Source organism: Owariibacterium komagatae (assembly GCF_045865535.1).
In the GTDB taxonomy this organism is placed as follows: Bacteria; Bacillota; Clostridia; order Oscillospirales; family Ruminococcaceae; genus Ruthenibacterium; species Ruthenibacterium komagatae.
The window spans coordinates 3,122,119-3,141,130 of record NZ_AP031406.1 but is presented as its reverse complement, the minus strand read 5'-3'; the positions used below and the strand labels follow the sequence as shown (position 1 = coordinate 3,141,130).

At 53.4% G+C, this 19,012-nt stretch carries 19 protein-coding genes and 2 tRNA genes; 14 read left to right on the top strand and 7 right to left on the bottom strand.

Features of this window, described 5'->3' with window-relative positions:
• Positions 1-72: 72 nt before the first annotated feature.
• Positions 73-579, top strand: coding sequence for a CarD family transcriptional regulator (locus tag ACKTS9_RS15815; protein WP_349214432.1), 507 nt, complete (start codon positions 73-75; stop codon positions 577-579).
• Between the two features lie 121 nt (positions 580-700).
• Here the strand turns inward: ACKTS9_RS15815 and ACKTS9_RS15810 are convergent.
• The 3 genes from ACKTS9_RS15810 to ACKTS9_RS15800 form a co-directional block, all read right to left on the bottom strand.
• Positions 701-787: transfer RNA gene (locus ACKTS9_RS15810), tRNA-Leu, on the bottom strand.
• Positions 788-862: 75 nt separating this feature from the next.
• Positions 863-2,422, bottom strand: coding sequence for an oligosaccharide flippase family protein (locus tag ACKTS9_RS15805; protein WP_349214026.1), 1,560 nt, complete (start codon positions 2,420-2,422; stop codon positions 863-865).
• Positions 2,423-2,524: 102 nt separating this feature from the next.
• Positions 2,525-3,364, bottom strand: a complete 840-nt coding sequence (locus ACKTS9_RS15800) for an Mrp/NBP35 family ATP-binding protein (RefSeq protein WP_349214024.1) — start codon at positions 3,362-3,364, stop codon at positions 2,525-2,527.
• A gap of 254 nt (positions 3,365-3,618) precedes the next feature.
• Between ACKTS9_RS15800 and ACKTS9_RS15795 the strand changes: the two genes are divergently transcribed.
• Positions 3,619-4,191 carry a putative ABC transporter permease gene (locus ACKTS9_RS15795; RefSeq protein WP_407881795.1) on the top strand — a complete coding sequence of 191 codons (573 nt, stop codon included), beginning with the start codon at positions 3,619-3,621 and terminating at the stop codon, positions 4,189-4,191.
• Positions 4,192-4,205: 14 nt separating this feature from the next.
• Entirely contained in the window at positions 4,206-4,736 is a 531-nt protein-coding gene (locus ACKTS9_RS15790; protein ID WP_407881794.1) for an HD domain-containing protein, read from the top strand.
• Between the two features lie 54 nt (positions 4,737-4,790).
• Here the strand turns inward: ACKTS9_RS15790 and thrS are convergent, their stop codons facing one another.
• Positions 4,791-6,695: a threonine--tRNA ligase gene (gene thrS, locus ACKTS9_RS15785; RefSeq protein ID WP_407881793.1), complete on the bottom strand. Its 1,905-nt coding sequence runs from the start codon at positions 6,693-6,695 to the stop codon at positions 4,791-4,793.
• Between the two features lie 646 nt (positions 6,696-7,341).
• Here thrS and rny point away from each other — a divergent pair.
• The 4 genes from rny (at position 7,342) to ACKTS9_RS15765 (ending at position 11,481) form a co-directional block, all read left to right on the top strand.
• Positions 7,342-8,895 carry a ribonuclease Y gene (rny, locus tag ACKTS9_RS15780; RefSeq protein ID WP_349214017.1) on the top strand — a complete coding sequence of 518 codons (1,554 nt, stop codon included), beginning with the start codon at positions 7,342-7,344 and terminating at the stop codon, positions 8,893-8,895.
• Between the two features lie 126 nt (positions 8,896-9,021).
• A complete protein-coding gene (locus tag ACKTS9_RS15775; protein WP_407881792.1) occupies positions 9,022-9,576 on the top strand; it encodes a DUF4358 domain-containing protein in 555 nt (184 codons plus the stop codon).
• Positions 9,577-9,680: 104 nt separating this feature from the next.
• Positions 9,681-10,670, top strand: a complete 990-nt coding sequence (locus tag ACKTS9_RS15770) for a glycosyltransferase family 2 protein (protein WP_407881791.1) — start codon at positions 9,681-9,683, stop codon at positions 10,668-10,670.
• A 148-nt stretch (positions 10,671-10,818) separates the two neighbouring features.
• Positions 10,819-11,481, top strand: coding sequence for a hypothetical protein (locus ACKTS9_RS15765; protein WP_407881790.1), 663 nt, complete (start codon positions 10,819-10,821; stop codon positions 11,479-11,481).
• A 45-nt stretch (positions 11,482-11,526) separates the two neighbouring features.
• Here ACKTS9_RS15765 and ftsH read toward each other — a convergent pair whose 3' ends face one another.
• The gene (gene ftsH / locus ACKTS9_RS15760) at positions 11,527-13,362 is read right to left on the bottom strand and encodes an ATP-dependent zinc metalloprotease FtsH (protein WP_349214012.1); all 1,836 of its coding nucleotides are present in this window, start codon (positions 13,360-13,362) and stop codon (positions 11,527-11,529) included.
• 165 nt (positions 13,363-13,527) lie between these two features.
• Here ftsH and ACKTS9_RS15755 point away from each other — a divergent pair, with 165 nt between their 5' ends.
• The 4 genes from ACKTS9_RS15755 to ACKTS9_RS15740 all read left to right on the top strand — a co-directional run bounded on the left by ACKTS9_RS15755 (position 13,528) and on the right by ACKTS9_RS15740 (position 15,847).
• On the top strand, positions 13,528-14,040 hold the full coding sequence (locus ACKTS9_RS15755; protein WP_349214010.1) for a transcription repressor NadR: 513 nt from the start codon (positions 13,528-13,530) through the stop codon (positions 14,038-14,040).
• A 71-nt stretch (positions 14,041-14,111) separates the two neighbouring features.
• Positions 14,112-14,188: transfer RNA gene (locus ACKTS9_RS15750), tRNA-Val, on the top strand.
• A gap of 166 nt (positions 14,189-14,354) precedes the next feature.
• Positions 14,355-14,666, top strand: coding sequence for a PadR family transcriptional regulator (locus ACKTS9_RS15745; protein ID WP_349214008.1), 312 nt, complete (start codon positions 14,355-14,357; stop codon positions 14,664-14,666).
• Complete coding sequence (locus tag ACKTS9_RS15740) at positions 14,663-15,847, top strand: DUF2812 domain-containing protein (protein WP_407881789.1); 1,185 nt, start codon at positions 14,663-14,665, stop codon at positions 15,845-15,847. The genes ACKTS9_RS15745 and ACKTS9_RS15740 overlap by 4 nt, the downstream gene beginning before the upstream one ends.
• 13 nt (positions 15,848-15,860) lie before the next feature.
• On the opposite strand, the gene ACKTS9_RS15735 is transcribed toward ACKTS9_RS15740, so the two are convergent.
• Both ACKTS9_RS15735 and ACKTS9_RS15730 read right to left on the bottom strand, forming a co-directional pair.
• Entirely contained in the window at positions 15,861-16,196 is a 336-nt protein-coding gene (locus ACKTS9_RS15735; RefSeq protein WP_349214004.1) for a branched-chain amino acid transporter permease, read from the bottom strand.
• Positions 16,193-16,879: an AzlC family ABC transporter permease gene (locus tag ACKTS9_RS15730; protein WP_349214002.1), complete on the bottom strand. Its 687-nt coding sequence runs from the start codon at positions 16,877-16,879 to the stop codon at positions 16,193-16,195. Before ACKTS9_RS15730 ends, ACKTS9_RS15735 begins: the two co-directional genes overlap by 4 nt.
• A 214-nt stretch (positions 16,880-17,093) precedes the next feature.
• On the opposite strand from ACKTS9_RS15730, the gene ACKTS9_RS15725 reads away from it, so the two are divergent.
• The 3 genes from ACKTS9_RS15725 (at position 17,094) to ACKTS9_RS15715 (ending at position 18,989) form a co-directional block, all read left to right on the top strand.
• A complete protein-coding gene (locus ACKTS9_RS15725) occupies positions 17,094-17,606 on the top strand; it encodes a QueT transporter family protein (protein ID WP_407881788.1) in 513 nt (170 codons plus the stop codon).
• Positions 17,603-18,241, top strand: coding sequence for an HAD family hydrolase (locus ACKTS9_RS15720; protein WP_407881787.1), 639 nt, complete (start codon positions 17,603-17,605; stop codon positions 18,239-18,241). The genes ACKTS9_RS15725 and ACKTS9_RS15720 overlap by 4 nt, the downstream gene beginning before the upstream one ends.
• Before the next feature lie 106 nt (positions 18,242-18,347).
• Positions 18,348-18,989: a lactate utilization protein gene (locus ACKTS9_RS15715; protein ID WP_407881786.1), complete on the top strand. Its 642-nt coding sequence runs from the start codon at positions 18,348-18,350 to the stop codon at positions 18,987-18,989.
• Positions 18,990-19,012: the final 23 nt, after the last annotated feature.

The window sequence follows — 19,012 nt, the reverse complement described above, 5'->3', positions numbered from 1 at the left end:
TCTCCTTCCGCCCGCCGGAAGGATTGTTTTTCATTGGGGCTGCCTCGGCGGCCTTCCGGAAAAGGAGTTATCATGTTTCAGGCGAACGATCTTATTTATTATGGAAATACCGGTGTATGCCGTGTGGAAGAAGTTGGATATCCACCGGACCAATCACCTGGAAAGGCCGGGCATCTCTACTACAAGCTGGCCCCGCTTTTTGAAACCGGCATGATTTATGTACCTGTGGACACACCCGTCTTCATGCGGCCTGTGATCACGCAGGAGCAGGCCCAGGCTTTTCTGGCAGAACTTCCGAAAATTCAGGACGACGAATTTTCCAGCCCGCGCCGGGCTGAGGTAGTGGACCACTATCGCTCCATGCTTCATGCACACACATGCCGCAGTCTCGCCTGCCTGATCAAAACCCTTTCGGATAAAGCCGATCGATGCTCCGCGCTGGGGCGCCACCTGAGCGCTGCAGAGCAGGATTTCAAAAAACGCGCCGAGCATCTTCTGTATGGCGAACTGGCTGTTGCGCTGGGGCTTCCTGAACTGGAGGACGCCGCCGCGCTAGTGGAACACGCTTTGAAAACCTGACAAAACCCGTCCGGACAACCGGACGGGTTTTGTTTTCTGTTCAAGAACAGCTGCCATTTAGGGCAGCGATTTTCATACAACAAAAAAATCCGAACCTGTTTTAAAAACAAGTTCGGATTTTTGGTGCGGATGAAGGGACTTGAACCCATATGAAGTTGCCCTCACTAGAACCTGAATCTAGCGCGTCTGCCAATTCCGCCACATCCGCATTTATGATAAACGCGGGTCGCCCCGCGATTATCGCATGTCTTTGCCGTCATTTTTGACGGCGTAATAGATTTTATCATATCCGTTGATTGATGTCAACTGTTTTTTGCATGATTTTTGCGTTTTTTCTTCCTGCCGGCCAGATATCTTCGCCTCGGATTCCTCCGATAGCCCACAGCGCAGCCACATAAAGAACCGTGATCAGGACTCCACCGCACAAAGTGCGCCCAATTGCGGGCAATGCGATGAGCGGGCGAAGCAAATTCCAAACCAGAGCGGAAAAAGCCATGGCGCACACGGGTTTTACGATCCAGCGCATCCACTGCACTTTCAGCTCTGTCACATGCAATAGCCGCATCCAATTCAACAGACTGGTGAGCAGATTGCTGACCAGCATCACGAACAGGAATCCTTTCATGCCGAAGCGCGGCAGCAGCAGTGCAATCAGAAGAATGCGCAAAAGCGAGTCCACCACAGAATAGCGAAACGTCGCCAACTGCTCGTTCAGCCCTTTCAGAATGCCATCCACCATGCTCTCCAGATACATGAAAGGCGTAAGCGGCCCCAGGACCGCAATATAAAAGCCGATTTCACTGCTCTGGTACAGCACCTGCGCCACGTCATACGCAAAAACCGTGTACAAACCACTTGCCAGTATGGACAAGGCAAGGGTCAAAAGCAACACGCGGTTGACCAGATAGCGCAGAGCCTGCTTTCTTCCCTGCACATACGCCTCCGTGATCTCCGGCATCAAAAGCGTGGAAAGCGTTCCCAAAAAGGAAAATGGAAAAAACAGAACGGGCATGGCCATTCCTTTTAATGCGCCGTATTGACTGAGAGCCGTCTCGCGGCTAAGCGTGAAAAGCGCCAGGCAGGCCGGCACCATGACGTTTTCCACAGACCGAAGCGCACTGGTCAGATACTGATTGGCGCAGATTGGCGCCAGAATCTGCCACAGCTGGTTCCATAACCCGTCTACCGCTTTCGACGGGCCGGGCAGTTCTTTGGAAGACGCGCGGTAAAACGCCAGCATCAGGCACCAGCTGCTGACCTCACTGATGGTGTTTCCCAACACCACAGCCGCACAGGATCTGGTGATGTCCTGCGCATCGACTGCATGAAGCGCGCAGGCAACCACCCCAATGCGCACAGCCTGTTCAAACAGTTGTGCAATGGAATTGGGCCGCACCTCCCGGACCGCCATAAAATAGCCCCGCCAGACCGCACTCATGGCCATGAACGGGAGACTGGGTGCCAGAATGCGCAGAGGCAGCAATGCCCGCGCATCCCGCAGCCAGAGCTGTGCCGCCCAAGGGGCGGCAGCATACAAAAGCATTCCCGCCAGAAAACCGAGCCCGCAGCCAAGCGACAAAACGGATTTCATGGCTCTGCGGGCTTTGCCGGGACATCCGCCCGCAAACAGCTGCGCACAGATACGCGTTGCCGCCACGGAAAGACCTGCCGTAGCAAATGTGACCGCCAGCGTATACACAGTATAAATCAGCTGATAAAGCCCCATTCCTTCCGCGCCGATTCTCGCCGCAATGTAAACGCGAAAAAACATTCCGATCGCCCGCAAAAGCAGCCCCGTCGCCGTCAGGATGGCTGCATTGCGCACATAACTCTGCCGCTGCATATCTGCCCTCCTCTCGTTTATTTATACGGAGAGCGACCGCAAAGTATGTGCGGGCACCAAAAAAGGAACGCCTGCTTTCGCAGACGTTCCTTGCGCTATTTCTTATTTTTCCTTTAAAAGTGCTTCCACGACGTCCGCCGCTTTGTCCAGATGATCCGTCTCAAAGGATTCGATCACACCCAGATCTGCCTGTTTGGCCAGTTCCGGATCAATGGGGCACTGTGCCAGCACCGGCAGATGATACCGCGCGGCAATCTCCTGCACATGGCTCTCGCCAAACACATACAGTTTTTTGCCGCAGTCCGGACAAACCGCATAGCTCATGTTCTCCACAATGCCAAGAATGGGCACGTTCATCATATTGGCCATCTTCACAGCCTTTTCCACGATCAGGCCCACCAGCTCCTGCGGACTGGTCACCACAATGATTCCGTCCACAGGCAGCGTCTGGAACACGGTCAGGGGCACATCACCCGTTCCCGGCGGCATGTCCACAAACATGAAATCCACATCTTTCCAGATGACTTCCTGCCAGAACTGTTTCACCGCGCCGGCAATCACCGGGCCGCGCCAGACCACCGGATCGGTCTCATTGTCCAGCATCAGGTTGACGCTCATGACGTCCACACCTGTACGGCTGCGCACCGGATAACAGCCAAGCTCGTCTGCTACTGCGCGCGTATGAATGCCAAACAGCTTCGGGATGGACGGTCCCGTAATATCCGCATCCAAAACAGCAGAATGATATCCGCGACGATTCATCAGCACCGCCAGCATTGCGCTGGTCATACTTTTGCCGACGCCACCCTTTCCGCTGACTACACCGATCACCTTTTTAATACTGCTCAGCTCATGGGGCGGCTCATGGAAATCCTGCGGCTGCTGCCTGGACGGGCAGTTGGAACCGCAGCTTGAGCAGTCATGGCTGCATGTCTCGCTCATAAACTTCAATCCTCCATCTGCTTGTTTTTCCATTATTATAGGCTTTGCCCATTTCAGTGTCAACCGAAGGAAGCCCCCGGCGGCTGTTCCTGTCTTGGAAGCATCCGACGCCCGCGCGTTCTTTTTAAAAAATTTTTTGAAATTTTGAAGCAAATCCGTTATACTGGTCGTAATATTAGGTGAAACGGGAAAGGCACATCCCCCCACACGATGTTTCAAACGGGAGCGCGAAACCATTACGAGGAGGATTTTTTATGACATCTTGGCTTTATTCGGCGGACGTTTCGCCTTATATGATCATCAACGCATTTTTTCTTTACAGCTTTTTGGGCTGGGTAATGGAATGCATTGTCATTCGCCGCGAAAAGGGCGTTTGGGAAAACCGTGGTTTTGTCCACAGTCCGTTCTGCATCATTTACGGGTTTGGCGCCATTCTCGGCTATGCGTTGCTGCGTCCCTTTTCGCACAATTTGGTGTTGCTGTACCTGATCGGCGCCGTGCTGGCCACGCTGTTTGAGTACCTCACGGCGCGCCTGATGCTGGGTCTGTTCGGAAATCTCTGGTGGGATTATTCCAACAAGCCTTTCAATTATCAGGGCATCTTGTGTCTGGAAAGCACGCTCGGCTGGGGGCTCATTTCGGTATTTCTGTTCGGCTTCCTGCACAAACTGGTGTTTGGAGCCGTGGCGCTTTTGCCGCCTTTCGCATGCGTATCGCTGGCCTATCTTCTGCCTGCCGGATATCTGATCGACTTTTTCATCAGCATGCGCACCGCGTTTGCCGCTCAGGAAGAGCCCGTTTCGTTTTCCAAATTCTTTGGTCGCTGACAGGAGGTCATTCCGTGTTACAATGTGCAAAAGAAAAATTCGGCCCGGTTTCTGTTCCCCATGATCCGGAATATCTGGCTTTGGTTGCAGACATTCTGGAACATCCGGACGTTCTTTCTATGGAACAGTACACACAGCATGGAGAAACGACCTGCCTGCGTCACAGTCTGAATGTTTCTTATCTGAGTTATCTCTATTGCCGCGATCATAGGCTGGACGTCCGGGCCGTCGCGCGCGGCGGACTGCTGCACGATCTGTTTTTATACGACTGGCATCTTTATCGCCGCCAGCCCGGCGAACGGCTGCATGGGTTCGAACATCCCAGCAAAGCGCTGGCCAACGCCCGTGAACGTTTTTCACTGACGGAAAAAGAAGAAGATATCATTTTGCGGCACATGTGGCCGCTGACCATCACGCCGCCCCGCTTTCCGGAGTCCTATGTGGTTGTGATGTTTGACAAATACTGCAGTCTGATGGAAACCTTCCACCGCCCCGTTATGGAACTTCTGGAAAACCGCGACCTGCACAAAGAAATCCCCATATAAATTCAAAAGCCCCGGCACTCACATGAGTGCCGGGGCTTTTTTGCCGTTTGCGCCTCAGCGCTCCCGGCTTGCAATCTCTTCCAGAATCTGTGCTTTAAATTCTGCAACGGTCTTGGTGCCGCCTTTTTCCTCTTTGCGGGCGCGGACGGAAACCGTGCCGTCCTCCATCTCCTTGGCGCCCACCACCAGCATATAGGGAACTTTCTCCAGCTGCGCCTGACGGATCTTGTATCCCATCTTTTCGTTGCGGTCATCCACCGTCACGCGAATGCCAGCCTCGTCCAGTTCAGCCGCCACTTTCCGTGCATACTCACGATGCGCCTCGCTGATAGGAATCATGCGAACCTGCTCCGGAGCCAGCCACACCGGGAAAGCGCCCGCGAAGTGCTCGATCAGAATACCGATGAAGCGCTCGATGGAGCCGAACACCACACGGTGTACCATGACCGGACGATGTTTCTGACCGTCTTCGCCAATGTACTCCAGTTCAAAGCGTTCCGGCAGCTGGAAATCCAGCTGAATGGTACCGCACTGCCAGGTGCGTCCGATCGCGTCCACCAGATGGAAGTCGAGTTTCGGGCCATAGAAGGCACCGTCGCCCTCATTGATTTCATAAGGACGGCCCAGTTCATCCATGGCGGCCTTCAGCGCATCGGTTGCCATCTCCCAGTCCTCCAGCGCGCCCATGTGATCTTCGGGCATGGTGGACAATTCGATGTGATACTCAAAACCGAACAGCGAATAAACCTGGTCAATCAGGCGTACAACGCCGATGATCTCGTCCTTGATCTGGCTGGGCATCATGAAGATATGCGCGTCGTCCTGCGTAAAGCAGCGCACACGCATCAGGCCGTGCAGTGCGCCGGAAAGCTCATGCCGGTGCACCAGGCCCAGCTCGCCCACACGCAGAGGCAGGTCACGATAGGAGTGCGGCTGTGTTTTGTACACCAGCATACCACCCGGGCAGTTCATGGGTTTGATGGCAAAATCCGTGTCATCAATGACCGTGGTATACATGTTCTGCTTGTAGTGATCCCAATGGCCGCTGCGCTCCCACAGGCTGCGGTTCAGAATCATGGGGGTGCTTACTTCCTGATAGCCCGCCTTGTGGTGCACTTCACGCCAGTAATCGATCAGCGTATTTTTCAGCAGCATGCCTTTGGGCAGGAAGAAGGGGAATCCGGGGCCTTCTTCCATCAGCGCAAACAGACCCAGTTCTTTTCCCAGTTTGCGGTGATCGCGTTTTTTTGCCTCTTCCAGCATGGCCAGATGTGCCTCCAGTTCGCTGGCCTTGGGGAAGGCGGTGCCGTACACGCGGCACAGGCTGTCTCTGGACGCATCGCCGCGCCAGTAAGCGCTGGCCGTGCTCAAAATCTTGACCGCCTTCAGCGCACCCGTGCTCATCAGATGCGGGCCCGCGCACAGGTCGGTAAAATCGCCCTGGGTATAAATGGAAAGCTGCCAGCCCTTCTCGGCATATTCTTCCAGCAGTTCCAGCTTGTAATCCTGACCGGCAAACAGCTCGCGGCCTTCTTCCAGAGTAATAAAGCGTTTTTCCACAGGAAGATCCGCTTTGACGATTTTCTTCATCTCGGCCTCAATATCCGCGAACTGCTCCGGGGTAAAGGGCTCCACTCCGCCGATGTCGTAATACCAGCCGTCATCCAGCGCCGGTCCGATTCCGAATTTCGCCTGCGGCCACAGATGCTGGATTGCCTGTGCCATCACATGGGCCGCCGTATGCCAGAACGCATGCTTGCCGTCCTTGTCTTCAAAGGTCAGAATCTCCAGGCTGCAGTCTTTTTCCAGCGGCGTACGCAAATCGCAGGCCTCTCCGTCCACGCGGGCGGCACAGGCGACTTTGTAGAGCCCCATGCCCAGACTTTTGGCGATGTCCGCCGGGCAGACGCCCGCTTCGAATTCTTTGACCACATTGTCTTTCAGGGTCACGCGAATCATAGTATTTCCTCCTTTTATAAAACAAAAAAGCTCATCCCGTAACATACAACATACGGGATGAGCTGAGAAAAGCCCATGGTTCCACCCGAATTGCGTTTCGCATTGGAAACGCCACTCTTTGCCGGCTGTAACGGGCCGTGCCCGGCAGGGGTTCTCCCCCACACTCTGCGGTGGTAACGCGCCCTTGGCCTGCAAGACTGCTTTCAGCACACGGCAGTCCTCTCTGGTGCGGCATTCAGTGCGCGCATTGTCCGCATCAACGCTTTTGCGGGATGTGCCCTTATCTTACTGCACTTTTCAGGGCAAGTCAAGCCTTTCGCCTCTTTCCCACCCCCTTTTTTTACAAAAAAAGAAGCCATTTCCGGCGCAGCTTGTGTGAAAGCTTTGTAACAATTTCTTGACAAGGTGTTAGGCAGGCTTTACAATAGAAAACATGATTTAATGTAATTTTTAGGGCAAATGGTACGTCGTTTGCCTTTTTGACCGATTTTCCTGATAAATTTTGACTTGTAAACGGCATTTTGCCCTGCAAATTACTTTTATTCATACCTGAAAATACGCAATTTGGGGGCTTCAGCATTTTGTGCGGGGGCTGATTAATTGTGCGCTTCAGGGCAAGAACTGAATTGAATAGGAGTGACTGAACATGCCAGTATGGGCGACCATCGCCATCGCTGTCGTGCTGAGTGCCGTTGTGGGAACAATTGCGTTTTTCGCAGGCGTTTCCCATCGCCGCAAGATTGCAGAAGCAAAAATCGGCAGCGCCGAGGAAGAAGCCAAGCGTCTTGTAAACGACGCAATGAAAACAGCGCAGCAGAAGCGAAAAGAAGCACTTGTGGAAGCGAAGGACGCTGCGCTTCAAATGAAGACCGAAGCCGACAAAGAAATCAAGGAACGCCGCAATGAACTGACCCGTCAGGAGCGTCGTCTGGACCAAAAAGAAGAGGCCCTGGACCGCAAAGTGGCCAACATGGAGCAGAAAGAAGAAGAGCTTCAGAAACGGACGGAACTTGCCGAGGCAAAATTGGCTGAGATCGAGCAGATCCGTACCCGTGAGCTGGAACGCCTGGAGACGATTGCCGGTCTTTCCAGTGAAGATGCCAAACAGCTACTGCTCTCCAACCTGGATCAGGAACTGACCCATGAGAAAGCCATGCACATTGCAGCTTATGAAGCGCAGACCAAAGACGAGGCGGAAGTCATCGCCCGCGAACTCATCAGCCAGGCGGTGGCCCGCTGCGCGGCCGATCATTCCAGCGAAGCGACGGTATCGGTTGTGCCGCTGCCCAGCGATGAAATGAAGGGCCGCATCATCGGCCGTGAGGGCCGCAACATCCGCGCACTGGAAAATGCCACCGGCGTGGATCTGATCATTGACGACACCCCCGAAGCGATCACGCTTTCCAGCTTTGACCCTGTGCGCCGCGAGATTGCCCGCATGACGCTGGAGCGTCTGATCAGCGACGGCCGCATTCATCCCGCGCGCATCGAGGAAACGGTGGACAAATGCCGCCGCGAACTGGAACTGACCATGAAGCGCGAAGGCGAAAAAGCCGTGATGGATGCCGGACTGCATGGCCTGCATCCCGATATCGTAAAGCTGCTGGGCCGCCTGCGTTTCCGCACCAGCTATGGTCAGAACGTGCTGAACCACTCTCTGGAAGTTTCTTACCTGGCCGGTATTATGGCTGCGGAACTCGGTTTGAATGTGACCCAGGCCAAACGCGCCGGTCTGCTGCATGACATCGGCAAGGCGCTTGATCACGAGATCGAAGGCAGCCATATCAGCATCGGTGTGGAAATTGCCAAGAAATACAAAGAGAATCCTGCCATTGTACACGCGATCGAAGCGCATCACGGTGACGTGGAGCCCAAGACCGCTCTGGCCTTCCTGGTGATGGCAGCCGACGCGATCAGCGCAGCCCGTCCCGGTGCACGGCGTGAGAATCTGGAGAGCTACATCAAACGTCTGGAAACGCTGGAAGAAATTTCGAACAGCTTCGAAGGCGTGGAACGCAGCTTTGCCATCCAGGCCGGCCGCGAAGTGCGCATCATGGTCAAGCCGGAAGCTATTTCCGACGATCAGCTGGTCATTCTGGCGCACAGCATTTCCCGCAAGATCGAGGAAGATCTGGACTATCCCGGACAGATCAAAGTCAATGTCATTCGCGAATCGCGCGCAGTGGAATACGCAAAATAAACGCAAAAGCCGTGTCCCCAATCCCGGGGCACGGCTTTTTCATGTTTGCCATTGTATTCCTCCCACATTTTGGTTATACTATAACAACGCGCTGTATGCGCCAAAACCAAACAAGGAGAATGCTTTATGAAACGCTTTATTGTCACCGTGCTTGCATTGGCTTTGTCTGTAAGCCTGACTGCCTGCGCGGGAACATCCTCTTCTTCTACACCCCCCAAGGACTATACGCAAATTATTATGGACACCCGCACGGATGATTTGAACGAGAGTTATGCCATTACCGCCGGGCAGAACGGCGAGCAGCCGACTTTGAGCCTGGACCCCAATGGTACGGATGAAGAACAGGCGAAATCCATGATTGAAATGCAGATGAGCACGCTGGGACTGCCCACCGATGATTTGGCCTCTTTGGGCACCTATGCGTACAGCCTCTCTTTGATGAACGTGCAAGCCTATATGGTCGGCATTTTCAAACCGGCTTCCGGAAGCGAAGAGACGGTGCGGATCGCGCTGGAAAATTATCTTTCCAACTTGCAGCGCAGCTTTGAAAACTACCTGCCGGATCAGTATGAAATTGCCAAAAACGGAACCGTCAAGGAGCTGAGTTCCGGTGAGATCGTGATTGTTGTTTGCGAAGACAGTGCCACGGTTTTGAAGGCGATTGAGGATGCACTGAAATAATAAAAAAGCCCGCGGAATCTGCCGCGGGCTTTTTTGGAAACGTTGCGCCGTTCCGATGGTTTATGCTATACTGAATGCAATCTCAAAACACTGGAGGAAACGCTTTGAAAGCGAGCATCGTAATTCCCAACCTCAATGGAGCCGGGTGGCTTCGTGACTCGATCGAATCTGTGTGGGCCCAGACAGAGCAGGACTTTGAATTGATCGTCGTGGACAACGGCTCCACGGACGAAAGTCTTGCGATTGCCGAAAGTTATGTGGGGCACGAGCGGTACACCCTTGTAAAAAACGATCATAACACCGGTTTTTCCGCTGCTGTGAACGCCGGAATTCGCCTGGCCAAAGGAACCTATGTGGTTCTGTTCAACAATGACGCTTTTGCCGAACCGGATTGGCTGGCACAGCTGATCGCCATGGCAGACACCGACCCGCGTATTTTTGCAGTGCAAAGCCTGATGATCCGGCATTTTGACCGGGAACTTGCCGACGACGCCGGCGACTATGTGACGCTTTTCGGCTGGGCCTGCAAACGGGGTGACGGCATGTACTGGCGGCGCTATCAGAAACCGCAGCGCATCTTTTCTGCCTGCGGCGGCGCCAGTCTGTACCGCAAAAGCATTCTGGATGAAATCGGCCTGTTTGACGAACTGTTTTTCGCCTATTTTGAAGATGTGGATATCTCCTGGCGTGCCAACAGCCTGGGATACAAAAACATGTATTGCCCTGCCGCCAAGTGCTACCATATCTGCGGCGCAACCACCGGCGCAGTGCGCTACAACGAATTCAAAAGCGTGCAGAGTGGGCGCAACAGCATTTTGCTTCCCTACAAAAATATGCCGCTGCTGATGTTCATCATTAACTTTGTGCCTCTTCTGGCAGGATATCTTTTAAAAGTTCTGATGTTCGGTCTGAAAGGATTCTGGACGCCTTATATCAAAGGTGCGCGCGAAGCCTTCCACGCCATTTCTAAAATTCAAAAGCCCAAATTCCGTATCAGGAATCTCCCCTACTACATTTTAATCGAGTTCTGGATGATTTGGAATGTATTCGTTTATGTGGATTATCGGGTTCGGCGCGCACTGGGCATCAAATGACATTTTTCAGCACTGTACACAAAAAGGGCATCTTTTTTTCACACACAGGCCTCATTGTTCACGAAAAATTTTCTTGCAAGTACCATTCTGTAAGCTATAATGAAAATAGAAATCCTGCTTTGGCGGATTGGAGAAAGGAAGCGATCGTATGAGTTTTTTGAGCAAGGCTATCGGAATCGGGGTTGCCGCAGCTGCGGCTGCCGTCGCGGTAAAGGTTGCGAAAAAATATGAGGAAAACAAAGAACTGGACGCCCTGCAGGAAGAGCAGGAAATCCCTGAAACGGATTCTTCTTTGGATGCGGAACCTCAGCCTTATTATGAAGAGCAGGCCGAACCTGCGGAGGTCATGGAAGAAAAGACCACCCGCAGCGCCGTTACAGAAATTGTGGAGAACGTACAGCGTGCGGCCACGGACGTTTGGAGTGATACCCGCGGCAAAGTGAAGGAAGCTGCCGGGAAAATGGGCGTAGATGCCGATGAAGTCGGCTCCGCTTTGGGCGAAGCCGGCCGGGCGCTGGCCGGTGCCGGAAAGGCCGTGGCGGACGCCGGTGTGGCGGTTGCCGCAAAGGTGGCGGAAAAAGCGCCTGACGTGGTAGAAAAGGTCAAAGGGCAGGCCGGTGAGTTGGTCAGCCAGATCAAAGATACCGTCTACGCCGTGGCTGCCGATGAAGAAGACGAACCTGAGATGGGGCTGACGCCCGAAGATTTCGTTTATGAGGCCCCGGATGAACCGGAAGAACCGGAGTTCCCCGCCGGCGAGGAACCGCGCGAACCATTGCCTGAAGAGGAAGAGAAGGATCCTTTAACTTAAACAAAAAAGGAAGGCGGCTTACAAAGCCGCCTTCCTTTTTTGCTTTTATTGATTCAAAATCGCCATAAATTCATCGCCGGTAATGGTTTCTTTTTCCAGCAGATAATGTGCGATTTCATGAAGCTTGTCGTTGTTTTCTTTCAGGATGTTGATGGCTTTCTCATGTGCCTGACGGATCAGAGAAACCACTTCTTTGTCGATCTGGGCGCTGGTTGTCTCACTGCAGGCCAGCGAAGCATCGCCGCCCAGATACTGGTTGTTCACCGTCTCCAGCGCGGTCATATCAAATGTCTCGCTCATGCCAAGACGCGTCACCATGCTGCGCGCCAGTTTGGTCGCCTGCTCAATGTCGTTGGAGGCACCGCTGGTCACGCTTCCGAACACCAGTTCCTCTGCGCTGCGCCCGCCGGTAAGCGTTGCAATTTTCGCCAACGCCTCTTCTTTGGACAAAAGCACCGTATCTGTGTCCGGCGTCTGCATGGTATACCCCAAAGCGCCGGATGTGCGGGGCACAATGGTGATCTTGGTGACCGGCGCCGAATTGGACTGCTTCGCTGCCACCAGCGCATGGCCCACCTCGTGGTAAGCCACCACTTCTTTTTCGTGCTGTGTCAGCACTGCATTTTTGCGCTGATAACCGGCGACGATCACATCCACGGATTCTGTCAGATCCGCCTGCGTCACAATGCGCCGGTTCTGTTTGATGGCACGCAGAGCCGCTTCGTTGACCAGGTTGGCCAGCTCGGCGCCAGAACAACCGGCCGTCGCCTTCGCAATAGCACTGTAATCAATGTCATCCGACATCATGACTTTCTTGGCGTGGACCTTCAAAATGGCCTCACGCGCTTTCAAATCCGGCAGTTCCACGGGCACGCGGCGGTCAAACCGACCGGGACGGAGCAATGCCTTATCCAGCGTTTCCGGGCGGTTGGTGGCCGCCAGAATCACGACGCCGGACGAACCGTCAAACCCGTCCATTTCACTGAGCAGCTGGTTCAGCGTCTGTTCGCGCTCATCGTTTCCGCCGATACCGGACCCGTCTCGCTTTTTACCAATGGTATCGATCTCATCGATAAACACAATGCACGGCGCTTTTTCCTTGGCCTGCTTAAACAAATCGCGCACGCGGGCTGCGCCCTGGCCTACAAACATCTCAACAAATTCCGAACCCGCGATGGAGAAGAACGGAACGCCTGCCTCGCCGGCCACAGCCTTTGCCAGCAGTGTTTTACCGGTACCCGGAGGGCCCACCAGCAGCACGCCTTTCGGCATTTTCGCACCGATGGAATTGTATTTTGCAGGATTATGCAGGAAGTCCACAATCTCTGCCAGCGCCTCTTTGGCCTCTTCATCACCGGCTACATCCGCAAAGGTTTTGCCTGTTTGACTGGCCACATACATCTTGGCACCCGATTTTCCCATGCCAAACATCATGGAGTTTCCGCCCATTTTCTTTTGCATATAGCGGGAAAGCAAAATCAGCGGAAGCATCAACAGCAATGTTGGGAACAGCCACGTAAGCAAAAAGGTCATTAAAAAGCTGTTTTCCTGCGGAACAACGCGATTGAATTTGATGTCCGGATGTTCACTCAACCGATCCACCAGATTGTCATCCGGCCAAACACCCGTAGAATAATAGACCGAGCGGCCATTTTCATCTGTAGAAGAGAAAAGGATCTCCTGCCCTTCCTCATCCAGTTCCACCGCATCAACTTTTCCATCGTCGATCATCTGCAGGAATGTGCTGTAATCCACCTGCGTGATCTGAGCGTTGTTTACCTTTGGCATTACAAAAACATTCAAAAGCATCATGACGACCAGAGCAGCGATCGCATAATACAAATAGGGACTCCTCTTGGGAATCTTTGGGTCTTGATTCATAATTTAAATTCACTCCTCATTTGATGGCCGTTTGTAGCCATGCTCTTATTTTAGCGTTTCTTTATGAAAAAAACCAGAGTGAATTGTGAATACAACATGAAATAATTGGGCATTTCGCGCAAAAGATGCTATAATAATAATCAAATTCAAAAAGGAGAAACCATCATGACAGCAGCACAGCGACGCGAGTCCATTGTCACCTCTTTAAAACAGGCAAGCGGCCCTGTCAGCGCCAGTAAGCTGGCTCGGGAGCTGGGGGTCAGCCGCCAGATCGTAGTCGGTGATGTGGCCCTTCTCCGCGCCGCAGGCACCCCTGTTTTGGCCACTCCCCGCGGATACATGCTCCAGACAGCGCCGGGTGCCGATCGAATGACCGTGGTGTGCCGCCATGCACAGGAAGCACTTCTGGATGAGTTGTATACCATTGTCGACTGCGGGTGCGGCGTTCTGGATGTGTTGGTCGAACATCCCGTGTACGGTCAGCTATCCGGTCAGCTGCAGATCTTCAGCCGCTACGATGCCGATTTATTCTGGCAGGCCCTGCAGGCCAATGCCGCACAGCCCTTGTGCAGTCTGACAGGCGACGTGCACCTGCACACCCTCTCCTGCCCTACCCCCGCCCAACGGGACCGCGTTCTGGAAGCACTGCGGCAAAAAGGATATCTGTATCAAAAATAAATCTTGAGACGAATTTTTTTAAAAAAGGTCTAGACAAATCGAAGAAACCATGCTATAATAATTTTCGCCGTGGAGGATTAGCTCAGCTGGTTAGAGTGCCTGCATCACACGCAGGAAGTCTGGGGTTCGAGTCCCTAATTCTCCACCAGAAACATCCGATGATCAATGATCATCGGATGTTTTTTTATGCCTGCAACACGGTCTCTTCTGTGAGACCCTTTGGAATATTCCGTGTCATTGACTTTCCTTTGTCCGGGCTTTATAATGAATTCAAAAGTTATATCGTATCACGATATAGTTGTGAGGAATTGCATATGGCGCAAAACACACCCATGACGGAAGCCATGTACTATCTGCTTTTAGCCTTGACTCGCCCCGCCCATGGATACCGGCTGATGCAGCAGGTCAACGAGGCCAGCGGCGGGCGCGTGAGCATGGGACCGGGAACGTTATACGGTCTTCTTTCAAAAATGGAAAAGGACGGTATGATTCAACTGCAGCAGCAGGATGAACGCCGAAAGACATATGCGTTGACGCCACTGGGTCGCAATGTGCTGAAGCAAGAATTTGAGCGGCTTCAGATGCTGGTAAACGACGGAAAGAAAGCGCAGGTGGAACAGTTGTGAAACACGTTTATCGCTTTTCTCTTCCCGGCTGGGCAGTGCCTCAACAGGAAGAATTTTACGCGCTTATGGCGCGCCGCGGCCTGTTTGTTGAAAAGCGCGGATTTTTGTTGACGCGATTTAGCAAAGGGGCTCCGGCCGAGCTTTTGTATCGATTGGATGCCGCTCCTTCCCGCGGGCAGCCGCCGGAAGAAGAACGCCTTCAATTCTATGAGAGCTGCGGTTGGCATTTCGTCTGCAAAGCGGATTATTTTCATCTGTACTGCGCTGAAAAAGGTGCCGGTGAACTGCACACGGACGCTGCCTGGCAAAATGAAACTTTGCTTCCCGTTCGCAAAAGCCTTCGGGATGAACTGATCGGAGCGGGGGTTCAGGTTGTCTTCTGGCTTCTGTTGTTTTTCTTGAACTTTTGGGTAAACGGCGGAATCCGCGGAGACTTGGCCGTTTCAGAAACGATCGTTCTTTTCCTGGCGCAGTGCGGGTTTGTTCTTCCGGCGCTTCTCATCCTTTTAATTTTACTGAAACTGTTCACTTCCGCTCTGGCCATGCACGGCTTTACCAATTATCTCCGAAGTGTCCGGGGCGAAAAAATCACCCGCCTGTCCCTGCGCGGATTTCTCTTTTGCGAATATGGCACTGCAATGTTCTATGCCGCAGTTTTTCTGGCATTGATCTGTACGCTGATTTTGCTGACGCCACGTACTGTTCCCATGGGGCAGGAGCCCAGCAGCCAGGTCCTGCTCCGCCTGGAACAACTGGAACCCAATGCCACTGTGCTTCAGGGAACCGGAAGCCTTGGGCAGGAAAGCGGCCAAACCGAGGTAGTCGATGTTCCCCTGGCTTCTCTGCAGCTTCACAATCTGCAGCTCAGCGACACAAACGGCAACACCCCCTGGCTTGATCAGCATTATATTCAGCTTTCCGGTCCTCTTGATCCGGTTTTGGTCGCTCAAAGCATGGCCAAGTACCTGTCTTTGGGAGATCCTCTTCCTGTGAAAGAACCGCTTCCCGCCGGGATTGACTGTGCTTTTCTGGATGACAGCCGGACGGATCTCATCGAAGTTTGTCTTGCCAGCGGAAACCGGATCCTGCACATTCAATATCTGGGAAGCGCATCCGATGCCCAAACTGTTATGGCGCTTGCCAGCCAGGCTCTGACGGAAAATTCAAAAAGCGGCGTTTGACACGCCGCTTTTTTCATGCAAAAACCCCTTGTACCAAAAGCATATACAGTACGGTGCCACCGCCGACTGAAAGCAGAGTATTCCGTTTCCAGCAATGCAGCGCTACCACAGCTGCCACTGCCAGTATTTCTGCCGCACCGTGAGGCGGAGCCATCCATTCAACATCCTTCAAGCAATAAACGACCAGCAGTCCCATCGCGGCACCTGGCAGAACCTTTCCCAAATAGGAGATTGCTTTCGGCACCGGCCTTTCTTTCGGGAACAGCCAGAAGGGAGCAAAGCGCGTCAGTGCCGTTGCCGCCGCCAAAACGCCCACCAAAAAAATTTGCTGTGCAGCTCCAATGCTCACGCCTCCGCTCCTCCTTCCATGTGGTTTTGTCCGACCAGCAAAAGTACCACGATCATCGCCATCGCCGGAACAATAAAATTTGTCTGAAACAGCACCAGACAAAGTACGGACGCGCCCAATCCGATCAGAGCCGGGCGATGTTCTCTTGTCTGCAGCCACTGTTCCGTAAACATGGTTACAAACAGCGCTGTCATCACAAAATCCACACCGCGGGTGTCAAAGGGCAAGGCGGCTCCCAGCAGGGCCCCTGCCGCCGAAGCGACCACCCAGTACATCTGATTCAAAGCGGAAACTGCCAGCCAAAAGCGCCGGGCTTCCACTCCGCTTGGCGGCGAAGTGGAAACCAAAATGGAATAGGTTTCATCCGTTAGAGAAAAAATCAGATATGGTTTGCTTTTTCCTGCTTCCCGATACCGCTCCAGCATGGACAGACCGTAGAATACATGCCGTGCATTGAGCATCAGCGTCAGCAAAAAAGTGCCCGCCGGGTCAAACACCCCCAGCATGGGAACCGCCGCATACTGCGCCGCCCCTGCATAGACCGCCAGACTGCACAAAACGGCAAGCCATACAGGGTATCCTGCATTCCGCATGAGCAGCCCATAGGCAAAGCCCAGGAACAGATAGCCGGTCAAAACCGGGATTGTGTGCGGGAATGCGGCCCGCAGCGTTTTTGCATCCAAAATCTCCGCCTCTTTTTTGCAAGAATCAAGAGAAAGTATAGCACAAACTCTTAAAACGTGCTATACTGTCAAAGCGGCATGTCCGCAGGGCAACTTAGCATTTTGTGCCCTCCGCACGTTTGTGCGGACCATCCCCACGGCCCGGCGGCACCGTGAGGGCTAAAATCTTGCCGCAAAGTCTCCCGCGCGCCGTTTTGCGAGAGGCGGAAAGTGAATGATGAGAACTACACGAATTGTCCGCGCCGCGCTGATTGCCGGCATTTACGTTGTGCTCTGCCTTGTGCTTCAGCCTTTTTCCTACGGACCGGTACAGGTACGCATCAGTGAAGTACTCACGCTTCTTCCGGTCTTTACGCCGGATGCCATCTGGGCGGTGACACTGGGCTGCTTTTTGAGCAACCTGTTCAGCATGAGCCCCTGGGATATGCTGTTTGGAACTTTGGCCACTTTTCTGGCCGCTGTCTCCACCTATCAGCTTCGCCACATTCGCTTCAAAGGAGTTCCCTTTCTCTCCTGCCTTCCGCCGATCCTGTTCAATGCGGTGATTGTCGGCGCGGAAATCACTTATATTTTCATGCCCGAAACTGCCAGCGTACCGGTTCTGTTGTTCAACATGGTCACCGTTGGGCTCGGGCAGGTCGTCAGTTGCGGCATTCTGGGCTTGCTGCTGGTAAAAACCATTGAAAAAACGCCGCAGCTTCGCGGCTGGGTTGAGGCAAACAAATGAAAATCACCACTGTTTTATGGGATTGGAACGGCACTTTGATGAACGATGTTCCCTTGTGCTGCGAACTGCTGAATCATCAGCTTACACGACACGGCTACGCCCCGGTGGGCGGGCTGGATGCCTATCGCCGTGTATTCCGCTTTCCCATTGAACAGTATTATCAGGATGCCGGCTTTGATTTTTCCCGTCATCCCTATTCGCAGCTGGCACAGGAATATGCGGTTCTTTACGCATCACGCTGTGAAAGCTGCCCGCTGCAGCCGAACGCGGAGGCAGTTTTGCGTAAATTGCAGGCGCAGGGGCTTCATCAGTTTATTCTGTCGGCTTCCGAACAGAAAGCGCTGGAGCAGCAAGTGGCCTTTTACGGGCTGCGCGAATATTTTGAGGCTCTTCTTGGGCTGAACAACGTGTATGCGCACAGCAAAGTGGACGTTGGGCTGACCTGGCTTCAAAAAAGCGGTACGCCTGCTTCCTCTGTTTTGATGGTGGGCGACAGCGTTCATGATTACGAAGTATCACAAGCGCTTGGAACACGTTGTGTTCTGTACGCAGGCGGTCACCAGCCTGCGGATGTTCTGGCAGCCACCGGGGCTCCGGTGGTAAACGGTCTGGACCAGATTTTTTCTTATCTTTAAAATGCAGAAGGCGGCGCCGAATGTTCGGCACCGCCTTTTTTGATCAAATTCGGCTTCCAAACCGAATTTTCTGTGCTATACTGAAAACGAAAAGGGAGGGTTTGCTATGGATTCATTTTTGGGACAAACGGTATGGCAGCGCATGGAGCGGACCGCAAAAGCGCTGGAACAAAATAATATGAAGGGGTACTGTGTCAAAACGCGAGCCGATGTTATCCCGCTTTTAAAAGAACTGATCGCAGAAAACGCCACGGTAGCAGTGGGCGGAAGCGTCAGTCTGGACGAATGCGGCGTCCTGGACTTTCTGCGCAGCGGGCCATATCAATTTTGGGATCGCTATGAACCGGGTCTGACCCGCGAAGAGATCGAGGCTGTTTTCCGCCGCTCTTTCAGCGCGGATTGCTATCTCGCCTCCGCCAATGCCATCACGGAAAGCGGCGAAATCTTCAACGTGGACGGAAACTCCAACCGCGTGGCAGCTATTGCCTACGGCCCGGCCAGTGTCATTCTGGTGGTGGGGTCCAACAAAATCGTACGGGATCTGGACGAAGCACAGATGCGGCTTGAAACCTTTGCCGCTCCTGCCAACGCCAAACGGCTTTCCTGCAAAACGCCTTGTGCCGTAACCGGTAAATGCGAACATTGCCACAGCCCCGCCCGTATTTGCTGCAGTTATACGGTTCAAAGATTTCAGCGGGTGCCCAATCGCATCAAGGTCATTCTGGTTCAGGAACCGACCGGGTATTGAATTCACAAAAAGTGCCGCCGGCA

What these genes read in the sequence shown, in the direction of transcription:
- ACKTS9_RS15795 (WP_407881795.1), top strand. Translation starts at nt 3,619, where the DNA reads ATGACATCTTGGCTTTATTCGGCGGACGTTTCGCCTTATATGATCATC.
- ftsH (WP_349214012.1), bottom strand. Translation starts at nt 13,362, where the DNA reads ATGAATCAAGACCCAAAGATTCCCAAGAGGAGTCCCTATTTGTATTAT.
- ACKTS9_RS15765 (WP_407881790.1), top strand. Translation starts at nt 10,819, where the DNA reads ATGAGTTTTTTGAGCAAGGCTATCGGAATCGGGGTTGCCGCAGCTGCG.
- ACKTS9_RS15725 (WP_407881788.1), top strand. Translation starts at nt 17,094, where the DNA reads ATGATGAGAACTACACGAATTGTCCGCGCCGCGCTGATTGCCGGCATT.
- ACKTS9_RS15775 (WP_407881792.1), top strand. Translation starts at nt 9,022, where the DNA reads ATGAAACGCTTTATTGTCACCGTGCTTGCATTGGCTTTGTCTGTAAGC.
- ACKTS9_RS15805 (WP_349214026.1), bottom strand. Translation starts at nt 2,422, where the DNA reads ATGCAGCGGCAGAGTTATGTGCGCAATGCAGCCATCCTGACGGCGACG.
- ACKTS9_RS15815 (WP_349214432.1), top strand. Translation starts at nt 73, where the DNA reads ATGTTTCAGGCGAACGATCTTATTTATTATGGAAATACCGGTGTATGC.
- ACKTS9_RS15745 (WP_349214008.1), top strand. Translation starts at nt 14,355, where the DNA reads ATGGCGCAAAACACACCCATGACGGAAGCCATGTACTATCTGCTTTTA.
- ACKTS9_RS15720 (WP_407881787.1), top strand. Translation starts at nt 17,603, where the DNA reads ATGAAAATCACCACTGTTTTATGGGATTGGAACGGCACTTTGATGAAC.
- ACKTS9_RS15800 (WP_349214024.1), bottom strand. Translation starts at nt 3,364, where the DNA reads ATGAGCGAGACATGCAGCCATGACTGCTCAAGCTGCGGTTCCAACTGC.
- ACKTS9_RS15755 (WP_349214010.1), top strand. Translation starts at nt 13,528, where the DNA reads ATGACAGCAGCACAGCGACGCGAGTCCATTGTCACCTCTTTAAAACAG.
- ACKTS9_RS15715 (WP_407881786.1), top strand. Translation starts at nt 18,348, where the DNA reads ATGGATTCATTTTTGGGACAAACGGTATGGCAGCGCATGGAGCGGACC.
- thrS (WP_407881793.1), bottom strand. Translation starts at nt 6,695, where the DNA reads ATGATTCGCGTGACCCTGAAAGACAATGTGGTCAAAGAATTCGAAGCG.
- rny (WP_349214017.1), top strand. Translation starts at nt 7,342, where the DNA reads ATGCCAGTATGGGCGACCATCGCCATCGCTGTCGTGCTGAGTGCCGTT.